Source organism: Microvirga sp. 17 mud 1-3, from assembly GCF_003151255.1.
GTDB lineage: Bacteria > Pseudomonadota > Alphaproteobacteria > Rhizobiales > Beijerinckiaceae > Microvirga.
In genome coordinates this window covers 790,988-801,881 of sequence record NZ_CP029481.1, presented here as the reverse complement: position 1 = coordinate 801,881, position 10,894 = coordinate 790,988, and the positions used below count along the sequence as shown (strand labels likewise).

Annotated in this window: 7 protein-coding genes; all 7 read right to left on the bottom strand. The window is 59.8% G+C overall.

Features of this window, described 5'->3' with window-relative positions:
• Positions 1–90 precede the first annotated feature (90 nt).
• The 7 genes from C4E04_RS03655 to C4E04_RS03625 all read right to left on the bottom strand — a co-directional run bounded on the left by C4E04_RS03655 (position 91) and on the right by C4E04_RS03625 (position 10,890).
• Positions 91–1,137 (bottom strand): hypothetical protein, encoded by a 1,047-nt coding sequence (locus C4E04_RS03655; protein WP_162559262.1) that lies wholly within the window; start codon positions 1,135–1,137, stop codon positions 91–93.
• 68 nt (positions 1,138–1,205) lie between these two features.
• Positions 1,206–1,790 carry a cytochrome c gene (locus tag C4E04_RS03650; protein ID WP_109595055.1) on the bottom strand — a complete coding sequence of 195 codons (585 nt, stop codon included), beginning with the start codon at positions 1,788–1,790 and terminating at the stop codon, positions 1,206–1,208.
• On the bottom strand, positions 1,787–2,359 hold the full coding sequence (locus C4E04_RS03645) for a DUF3341 domain-containing protein (RefSeq protein WP_109595053.1): 573 nt from the start codon (positions 2,357–2,359) through the stop codon (positions 1,787–1,789). The genes C4E04_RS03650 and C4E04_RS03645 overlap by 4 nt, the downstream gene beginning before the upstream one ends.
• Positions 2,352–3,752 (bottom strand): NrfD/PsrC family molybdoenzyme membrane anchor subunit, encoded by a 1,401-nt coding sequence (gene nrfD, locus C4E04_RS03640; RefSeq protein ID WP_109595051.1) that lies wholly within the window; start codon positions 3,750–3,752, stop codon positions 2,352–2,354. Before nrfD ends, C4E04_RS03645 begins: the two co-directional genes overlap by 8 nt.
• Before the next feature lie 5 nt (positions 3,753–3,757).
• Positions 3,758–6,736: a TAT-variant-translocated molybdopterin oxidoreductase gene (locus C4E04_RS03635; RefSeq protein ID WP_109595049.1), complete on the bottom strand. Its 2,979-nt coding sequence runs from the start codon at positions 6,734–6,736 to the stop codon at positions 3,758–3,760.
• Complete coding sequence (locus tag C4E04_RS03630) at positions 6,733–7,395, bottom strand: cytochrome c3 family protein (RefSeq protein WP_109595047.1); 663 nt, start codon at positions 7,393–7,395, stop codon at positions 6,733–6,735. The genes C4E04_RS03635 and C4E04_RS03630 overlap by 4 nt, the downstream gene beginning before the upstream one ends.
• Before the next feature lie 480 nt (positions 7,396–7,875).
• Positions 7,876–10,890, bottom strand: a complete 3,015-nt coding sequence (locus tag C4E04_RS03625) for an FAD-binding and (Fe-S)-binding domain-containing protein (RefSeq protein WP_109595044.1) — start codon at positions 10,888–10,890, stop codon at positions 7,876–7,878.
• Positions 10,891–10,894 lie beyond the last annotated feature (4 nt).

Below are 10,894 nucleotides of genomic sequence, written 5' to 3'. Positions count from 1 at the left end.
ACTTCAGTCCGACGCTCGCCTTGGCTGGGGACGACGCCGTGATGCTCCTCATCGCGCGTTCGGATGGTGTTCCCTGACGCGGAGACATGATCAGGAGGCTCCTGCATAGCGCTCCCTCCGAACTCCTTTCGGCAATCTTTCGACGATCCGCAGGTCAAATGCCATCGACCAGACACTGACGAAGATGCCACCGAGGCCAACGACCGCAAGTAGGAACAAGGCACAAGCCAGGAGGCCTGCCTCCTGGCCGCCGGCCGGAAGAACGAGCCAGGCACATTCAAGCACCTTGCCCGCGAGAATTGCATACGCAAGGGCAAGTAGAATCCCGGGGCGCCGCAGGATGGGAGGCAAAATCAGGAGCAACGCGGCGACCCCATGAATCAGGGCAAACACCCACAGGACACCGCCCCAGAAGCCCTGTGCCCGTTCGAGATACCAGCGCACCAATGGCGGAAAGTCGCTCGACCAGATAACGATATACTGCATATACGAGAAATAGGCCCATAATAGGACCGCCGTGAGCAGAAGTCCGCCCAGGACCGAAGGGGAGCGGATCTGACTGCCTGAAGAGACGAGCACCATGATAGCAATGCCGGACAGGGCAATGCATGCCTGTGCGGACAGAGCGTACAGGCCGAAGCCGGAAGAGCGGAAATCGGGATCAAGCGTCATCAGCCAATCGGTTGTGACAACAGTTCCACCCAACGTGAACGCAATGAGCCCGAAACAGGATACCGGCACGGACCAAGTCCGCCGACGAATGAGCAGGATCGTCAAACCGTAGAGAATCCCAAACCATAAAACAGTTCTTCCGATGAAGAAGGGTGCCGAAAGATAGATCGCTCGGAACGCCGTCTGCTGTTCCTGATCGACCCAGGGGTAGAGGCTCCGCAGCCCCAGAAGGATTGGCACGAATGCAAGCGCCGCAACCGGCACTAGGAGGCAGCCAGCTTCGGTGGCAATCATCATCTCGATGTTCCATGCACCTGGGATGAGGCGCATCATCATCAGCAGCATCAGCGCCGCCATCGGAACGCTCGTCCATACGAATGTCGCGGCAAGCCAAGCGCGCATCACCGCCTCGGGAGCGAGCCAGGACGCAGCCAGGACGAGAAGGCAGATCACTCCGCCCGTCATGGCGACCATCCGGCGGTACGAGCCTCTATCACCGGGCCCTCGACGAGAAATGTGCAGTGCCAAATGGCTCATCCTGCGCCTCCCTGCCTCACTGGCACTTTTTGCGAGCGTGTCTTCAGCACGTCGCGATCATCCGCCGGGAGCTGATCGGCGCGAGCACCTTGGCTTACCTGCAGTGCGCGCACATAGGCGGCAATCGCCCATCGATCTGCCGGAGAAACGCGGTCGGCATAGGCGTACATCACGCCATACCCGTTGCTGATCACGTCGAAGACATGTCTGGATGGCAGGTCGCGCAGGCGCTTGGAATGAAAGGTCGGAGGCTGAGGAAAACCACGGCTCGGCACTATGCCATGTCCGTCCCCAGCATAGCCGTGGCATGGCGAGCAATAGATATCGAACCTCTCCCGCCCGCGTGCCAGCAATGCCGCCGTCAGCGGCGGTCGCTCCAGGTATGGGAGCTGCCACGCGGGATCGTCCCGCGCGATAGCTCCGGGAGGCGGTGCCTGCATCACCTTATTATCCGGGAACAGCTTCGCTTCACCATAGGGGTCGTAGCGCCGCTGATCGGCCATTTCGTCGCGGCATCCTGCCATTCCGCCGGCAAGAATCGCGCAGAGACCAGGGATTGCTATATAGCGGAGGCCGTTCATCCAGGCCCTCCCGCTGAAGGGACAGTCTGAACCCTCTCCGGGCCGAGGGACCAGAGGAAATTCTGGATATGACGGGCATCGAACTTCTCGTCATCACTAAAAATGACGAGAAAGAACTGATCCAACGATGCTGTGTCGAAACGGTCCGCACCGAACAGTGGATGATGAAGTCGTGGCAGACGATTGAGGATCAACATCGCGCCGATCCCAAACACGACTGCAAACAGGACGAGCAGCTCAAACGTGATCAGCATGAACGCAGAGGGAGCCACGATGGGGCGTCCGCCGACATTCAAGGGATAGTTCAGGTTCGTGTAGACCTGCATGCCATACCCCAAGCCCGTACCGAAAGCGCCTCCAGCAAGTGTGGCTAGCGGAACGCGCCAGTCTGAGAATCCGATCTCCTCCGCGAGCCCCTCCACAGGAAAGGGCGTGAACGCATCCAGTCGACGGTATCCACGCATACGCGCCTGATGCACGGCTTGCTTGAGTGCATCCGGGCTCTTGAACTCTGCCATGACCCCGTAAAGTTCCTGTAACGTCTCGCCATACGCCCGGGGCTCACGCATGGCCGGAGATCCTTTCCGCGCCGGTCCGTTCAACGGATGGGCTATGCTGAACCTTGCCTTCGTAAAGGGTTTCCTTGACCTCGAAAGCCGAGATCATCGGTAAGAACCGGATCAAGAGCAGGAACGGCACGAAGAACACGCCCATCATTCCGGCGTAGAGCGTCCATTCCCATATACTGACGTCGTACAGGCCCCAGGAGGACGGGAGATAATCCTTGTAAAGCCCCGTCACGAGCAGCATGTAGCGCTCAAACCACATGCCGACAGCAACCGACAGACTGATGACGAAGAGCAGGAATGGACTCGTTCGTGCACCGCGCAGCCAGAGCAGTTGCAAGGGCACAAAGTTGCAGGCAATCGCGCCCCAATAGCTGAACGCATAGACGCCCGTGAAACGATCCCACAGCGTTTCCATCTCATACCGCTCTCCGCCATAGTACGCAGCGTAGATCTCGATGATATAGCCATAGGCAGTCATCAATCCCGTCGCGAGCAGGAGCTTGCCGAGGAGATCGAGGTGTCGTGTAGTCACCAGATTCTGAAGGTAGAACGCACGCCGCAGGACAATCGCAATCATCGACACGACCGCGAATCCTGAGAAGGCAGCACCAAGAACGAAATAAGGCGGAAAGACCGTCGAGTTCCAGCCGGGAATCGGCCCCGCCGCGAAAAGGAGCGAAATCTCCGAATGCACGGAAACGACGAGAGGCACCGCAATGGCTGCCGTCAATCGATAGGCTTGCCGCCACCGGGCCCAGTGAATTGCCGACCCGCGCCAACCGAGAGCCAGAATTCCGTAGAACACCTGCCAGAAGCGGGCCCTGGCCCGATCCCGGGATGCGGCGAGATCCGGCGCGGTCCCAATATACCAGAACAGGATCGACACTGTGAGATAAGTGAGCACCGCAAAGAAATCCCAAGTCAGGGGACTCCTGAACTGGGGCCAAATGTTCATCGTGTTCGGATAGGGCGCCATCCAGTAGAATCGCCAAGGACGCCCAAGGTGGAGAATCGGATACAGCCCGGCACATGTGACGGCGAACAGCGTCATCGCTTCGGCGAACCGGTTCAGAGCATTGCGCCAAGGCTGGTTCAGTAGAAGCAGCATGGCGGAGATCAGCGTGCCGGCGTGCCCGATCCCGAGCCACCAGACATAATTCGAGATCGCAATGCCCCAATTGACCGGGATATTATTGCCCCAGACCCCGACACCATTCCAGAACAGCACGCCAGCCGAGACAAAGAACAAGAGCAGAAGTGCCAAAGCGATGCCAAAGCAGATCCACCAGTTGCGCCAGCGAGGATAGCTCAGTGGAATGCCGACGACCTCCTGCGTGATCTCAGCGTAGCGGCTACGTGAGGACGCTGTTCGAATGGAGACATCCTGAGCCACGATCTCTATCCCCTCTTTGACCCATTACCTGGCGTCTCGTCCTCGATCCGGGCCAGGTAGGTTGTTCTGGGCCAAGTATTGACTTCCTCCAGCAGGCTGTAGTCGCGGGGCGATGCCTTCCGGCGGCTCACAATCGTTTCAGAATCGGCTACGTCACCGAACGCAATGGCACTGGTCGGACAGGCTTGCTGGCATGCTGTCTGGATCTCCCCATCACGAACGGCGCGCCCCTCGATCTTGGCTTGGATCTCGGCGGACCGGATTCGCTGGACGCAGTAGGTGCATTTTTCCATGACGCCCCGGGCGCGAACGGTCACGTCGGGGTTTCGCAAGGCCTGAATCTCCGGTGGGTCATTGCCCGTAAGGTCGAACCAGTTGAACCGGCGTACTTTGTAGGGACAGAACGACGAACAGGTCCTAGTGCCGATGCAGCGGTTGTAGACCTGCTGATTCAGGCCGTCGGGGCTGTGGGTGGTCGCATTCACCGGACAGCCCATCTCGCACGGCGCCTTCTCGCAATGCATGCAAGGCACGGGCTGGAAAACGGTCCTCGGATCCTCAGGCGGCCCCTCATAATAGCGATCGACCCGTAGCCAGAACATCTCACGGCCCTTGGCGACCTGTTCCTTCCCTACCATCGGAATGTTGTTTTCCGCCACGCAGGCCACGACACAGGCATTGCACCCGATGCACAAATCCGTATCGATCGACATGCCCCAGGATGGGCTTTCATAGCCAAAGACTGGATAGATCGTTTCCCTCTGCGCGCCCTTCCCTTTCGCCTGTTCCGCACCGCTGCGGTTAGCCCTCGCCTCCTCTGAGGGCATGAAGCGCACCATGTCCCGGCCTTCAAGGGCGAAGTGAAGTTGCGTGGAGGCGAGCTGCCATTTCTTGCCAGTTGGCGCGAGCCTTGCGCCGCCGAACTGCCAGGTCTCTCGGGATGTCCGGATCCGGTAGGCGTCATAGCCCGTCCCCTCCATCACACGCCCGGGCATCGTACGGCCATAGCCCAGGAAAACCGTGACCGTCCGCTGCTCCTGACCTGGCATGACCCATGCCGGGCCCGTCACCGAGCGACCTGAAACCTCGAGCCTGACCTCGCTTCCGGTTTCGATCTTGAGCTTCTCTGCGAGGGCCGGGCTCACAAGGATCACATTGTCCCATGTCACCTTAGTTAGAGGCTTCGGCAGTTCCTGAAGCCACGCAATATTGGCGAAGCGCCCGTCCCAGACCGTAGGGTCAGTCCTGACGACGACAGTGAGCTCTTCAGCCCGGGATACGCTTGCCACAGGTGGAGCGGATTCGAGAGGAAACTGGGGCACGACCTCAGGCGGAGCACTGCCTGGGATGAAGCCCGCAACCAGTGCAGAATGCCAGCGTTCCTCGAATGGCTCGCCCCAGATTGCGCGCCAAGTCTCAGCCACAACGGCACGGTCCTCGGTGAAGACGTCACCAAGACAATTCTCCAGAATGACGTGTTGGGAGCGTCCGCCGAAAGAGAAACCAATTAGCGGCTGAAGGATCGTCGCGAGCCCATCGGCCGCACGTGCGTCGCTCCAAGTCTCGAGATCATGCTTCAGAGGAGCATGCCACTGGCACAGAGCCGCAGTTTCGTCGAAATATAACCCTGCATGAAATCGCGTCTCGACCCGTTCCATCGCTCCTGCAAAGCCCAGGTCGGCCGGGGCCGTATAGGCCGGATTGCAGTCAAGGACTGCGAGGGATGAGACCTCATCGGCCTCCATCCTCCGAACAAGATCGGGGAGGGTGGCACCTTCATCCGATGCCTGCAGAAGGCTTGGCTCGGCGAAAGTCAGTGTCGCTCCTACATTTCCAAGTTTCGCATTAATGAGAAGCCCGAGGGCTTGCACCGCAGGATCGTGCTGATGTCCGACGCTCACAAGGCCCCGCCCCCCGTGAGCCTCAAGTGCTGCTGCGGCTCCCTCGATCCACCGCCGCTCCTCCTCAGCGAGAGAGTGGGCTGGTCCGGAAGGAACGCCCAATTGTGAAGCCAGCGCGGCAACCAAAGCGGAGATCCTCCCAGGCGTCACAATGGCACGCCGGCTTGCCATGACGCCTGTCAGCGATGGGGTCGGCTCAGCCACCCAGATCTTACAGCCCCCTTCGCCCCGCTGCGCAGCCTGACGTCGTGTCGCCCAGCAGCGCGCGTGATAAGTCTGCTTCGGACCTGGCCCTAAGACGTCATCGTCAAGGCAGACAAGGACTTCAGCTCTATCGAGATGAAATCGCTGTTCCAGCCTTTGTCCGAAGGCAAGGCGTGTTGCTTCGAAGCGCCCCTCCTCTCCGGCTGGTTCGTGGATATACCAGCGGGCCCTGGGCCAACGCTCCGTCAGCGCTTTCAGCTGGCGGCCCATGGTTGGCGAACTTGTAGCACCGGTCAGAAGGCAGAAGCCCTGTCCTGCCGTCGCGTCGAGGCGCGCGGCCTGGGACACCAGCATCGCATCGAGTTCGGCCCACGCCGCGGGACGTCCCATGTAGCGCGGAGACCGTGAGCGATCAGGATCATAGAGGCTGAGGACCGCTGCCTGCGTAAAGGCATCCGTTGCACCGAGGCACGCAGGATGGTCCGGATTGCCTTCAAGCTTCGTCGGCCGCCCCACATGGGTTTCGCCCAGAACCGGTTGTGCATATCCTCCCATCAGGACTGCCGTTGCATAGTATTTTGGGCGCCCGGGAATGATATTCTCCGGCGCCTCCACATAGGGCACGCTGTAGTTCAAGTCCTCGGAGCAACCGGTGAGACCGGCGAGGACAAGCGAAGCGCCAAGGCACTTCAGAACATCGCGCCGCGCAAAATCCATCGGGCCTTGAGCTAGCGATGGAAACTCGGCAGCGAGCAGACGCTTGAATTCAGGAGCTTCGCTCAGCTGCTCGAGACCGCGCCAGAACGCGCGGCCGCTTTTCCCGTCCAGGTGGCGACGAATCCAATCGGCATCGCCGGTATGTAGTCCGCTCGATCTCATCGGTGGCACACCGTGCAGGCATCGAGACGCTTCGGGTCGATCCCATAGGCTTTTACGGCAAGGCGTCCAAAGTCCTTATGTGCGTCAGGATCCCAGTCTGACCAGTCCATGCGTGTCACCATTTCGGGTGGTCGAAGGTGTGGCTCGGGATTGCGGTGGCAATCGAGGCACCACTGCATCTGGAAGGGCTGCGCCCGAAATGTGAGCGCCATCTGGTCGACACGTCCATGGCAAGTAACGCATGGAACGCCACGACTGATGTGAATCGCGTGATTGAAAAAGACATAGTCGGGCACCTTCGCGACCCGATTCCAGCGGATGGGCTCGCCGGTCGAGAAACTCTGGCGCACCGGGGCGAGGACTGGCGCACCGGTGTAGAGCTGTGAATGGCAGGTCATGCAGGTATGGGTCGAGGGAAGCCCCGCTTCCGAGCTCACTTCGACCTTATCGTGGCAATAGCGGCAATCGATGCCGTCATCGCCGACATGATGCTTGTGGCTGAAAGGAACAGGTTGATGACGTGTCCACCCGACACGCGTGACATAAGCGGAGTTGACGTACCCTCCTCCGAACAGAAGCGCCCCCACCACTCCGGTGCCAAGCAGGAAAACCGCTACCCTCAGCCTGGTGTCCGCGCTCGCCGTGAAGATCTGAGGCATTGTATCCTGCCCGGTCAGACTGCTCCCCCCTCGCGCGAAGAGCCTAGATCAACGACTTCAACTGTCCGGTGTTCCGCCAAGCTTGGTTGGCTCTAGCAAATATTCCCATCGCTGAGAGCTTGGACGCTTGGCTCACACGCATGAGCATCTCCACAGACTGCGGTGGAATGATATCAGCCCTTGCTAAACGAAGCCCAGCTGAGCCGTTCCCACATCAAGGGCAAGCCTCAAGTATTCCTGCTTATGAGACCTTAAGAATAAGGCAGCTTTTGGCCTGCTCAGAGCCCGCCAAATCCCACATTTCAAGTAACCCAGGCCGGAATGCGAATCGATCGACCGGAGGGTATATCGGGATCGTCGAACTCCTTGAGCCACTCTTGTAGCAATGCGCGCTCCCGGCCCTCTCGGGCAGCATGCCTTAATCCTCTCCTCTGCTTTACAGAGAGCTGTTACTCCCCACAGTGGCAGTAGACCCCTTCCTCATAGATCGCGATCGTCACATCCCAGCCTCATGCGCTGGGCTATGAGTTCAGCTACGTGAAGCGTCGCTCTGCCGGTACCTTGCTCGATTTGCTCCCGGCAGCTGTACCCGTTTGCCAGGATGAGGGTCTCTGCATCCGCAGCCCGCACGGTCGGCAGCAACACCCGCTCGCCCGCCGCTATCGCGACATCGTAGGTTTCAGCGCTGAAACCGAAAGCGCCCGCCATGCCACAGCAACCTGAAGGGACGACATGATAGGAGAGTCCGATCCGATCGAGCAGCCTGCGCTCGCCATCGGACTTGATAACCGCATGCTGATGGCAGTGAATCTGCACTAGCGCCTCGTCACGGGCTCCCGCTGGGGGCTCGATATCACCAATGTGTCCACTGATAAAATCGCTGAAGAAGACGCTCTGACTGGCAAGACGCTTAGCGAGGTCATCCTCCGGGAAGAGGTTGAGCAACTCGTCTTTGAAGGCAGCCATGCAAGCTGGCTCGAGGCCGATGACCGGCGTGCCGGCTCGAATGTCGTCGTGAAGCGTGGTCATGGTCTGCCTCCATAACCGCTCAGCCTGTCCAAGCCATCCCCAATCATAGAGGGGGCGCCCGCAACACAGCGGCCTATCCGGGATGGCGACTTGAAAGCCTAGGGCCTCAAGAGCCTTCGTCGCGGCGATGGCCGTTCCAGGCCGAAAGTAGTTGTTAAAGGTATCAGGCCAGAGGAGGACGCGTGGTCCCGTAGCCTGCTGCACCTCGCGACGGCGGAACCAGTCCGTGAACGTCTCGCGAGCAAAAGGTGGGATTGACCGCTGCTGTGCAATCCCACCAACCGCCTTGGCAAGGCTCCGCAGAATCGGTGTTTGCGTGACCATGTTGGCGATACGGGGCGTTCGTGCTGCTGCGCGCGCAAGTCGATGGATCTGCCCCATGGCGTAGGCATGTCGCGGCCGCAACCGCCAAGCATAATGGTGGGCGCGAAACTCGGCCTTGTAGCTCGCCATGTCGACGTTCACGGGACAATCGCTCTTACACCCTTTGCAGGCCAAGCACAGGCTTAGCGCATTTTCGACCACCTTGCTGCGCCAGCCGTCCTTGAGTGGCCCCCCGTGCAACATCTCGAAGAGCAGTCGCGCTCGCCCTCGTGTCGTATATTGCTCCTCGTGCGTCACGAGATAGCTAGGGCACATGACCTCCTCATGGCTATCGTGGCGTCGGCATTTTCCGACACCGACACAGCGCTGGGCAGCCCGTTCGAATCCCCCCTCGTTCGGGAAGCTGAAATAGGTCTTCAGCTTACGCGGATGATAGCTTGGCCCAACCCGAAGATCCGCGATGATCGGATAGGGATCGACAACCTTGCCGGGATTCATGCGCCATTGTGGATCCCAAATGCCCTTGAATTCGCGAAATGCCTGGACCAGCTCCGGCCCATACATCTTCTCGAGGAGGGCTCCGCGAGCTTGGCCGTCTCCATGCTCTCCAGAGAGTGAGCCATCATGGCGCACGACAAGCTCCGCCGCCTCATCGAGGAACCGGCGCCACTGCTCGATTCCCGGCTCGTCGTAAAGATCGAACGCGATGGCGCAATGGACGACCCCGCCGCCGAAATGTCCATATATGACAGGGTCGTAACCGTACTTACGGAAAAGGGCCTTCAACTCCCTGAGGTAGTCCCCGAGCCGGTCGGGTGCAACTGCACTGTCCTCCCATCCCGGCCATGTGTCAGGATGGTTCGGGACATAGGATTCAGCTCCGAGGGAATCGTCGCGCACGTTCCAGATTCGCTTCTGCTGAGCCTTATCGCGGATAAGCTTCGGGTCGACGCTTTTCATGCTGCGGACATCGTCGACGAGCCCTTGAGCCCTCGCTACAGCATCATCGACGGTCTCACCACCGAACTCGACCAGGAGCCATCCCTGGCCTTCTGGCAGGACCTTCAGGTCATCGACATGCAGCCCCCGCTCCCGATATCGATCCACGAAGGTTTCGTCAAAGCCTTCAAGGCCGACCGGATGATGCTTGAGAACATGAGGCACGGCATCGGCCGCCTGGTAAATGTCCGGGAAGCCGATAATCGTGATGACCCGTTCAGGCGGGCTATGAATAAGGTTCAGGGTTGCCTCGAGAACAGTCACGCATGTGCCTTCTGTCCCGACAAGCGCACGGGCGACATTCATCCCCTTCTCGGGCAGGAGCTGGTCGAGATTCTCGTAACCGGAAACCCGGCGTGGGATATCCGGAAACTTCTCCAGGATGAGGTCCCCGTATCGGTGTCGCAACTCATCAAGCCGGCGGTAAATCTCCGCCCGGCGTCCACCCGCACGAAGAATTGAGCGAAAAGCTTCATCGTCTGTTGGGCCAACGCTCAGCTGCAGTCCGTCATAGGTCAAGACGTCTAACATGTGCACATTGTGCACCGTGATCCCATTCATCACCGCATGAACGCCGCCGGAATCGTTGCCGATCATGCCGCCCAGGGTGTTGTGATCGTGCGTGGCCGGATCGGGTCCGAATGTGAGGCCATACGGAGCAGCCTTCTCTCGCAGATCATCCAGAATGCAGCCCGGCTCGACGCGCGCCAGACGACGCACGGGATCGATCTCGAGCACCCGGTTCAGGTACTTCGAAAAATCGATTACAACCGCAGTGTTGCAACACTCCCCGGCAAGGCTCGTCCCGCCGCCCCGCGGCAGAACAGGGGCGCGATAACGCCGGCAGATCTCAACAGCTCTCACGACATCGTTGCGTGTCTTCGGAATGACCACTCCGATGGGCACCTGACGGTAATTTGAGGAATCGGTTGCATAAAGCGCCCGGCTGCCGTCATCGAAACGAACCTCACCTTCGAGCGCAGCTTCGAGCTCCCGGAAGAGTGCCCTTTCGTCGAGATTGGGAACCTCCGTATAGGCGGTTCTGATTCGCCCGTCCGGCGCCCGCTCGATGCGCCGGTCTGCATGCCTTCGGCGGTTATCCGATGACAGCGCGTCGGCCTCAGTCATCACCACCTTGGCCATCTTT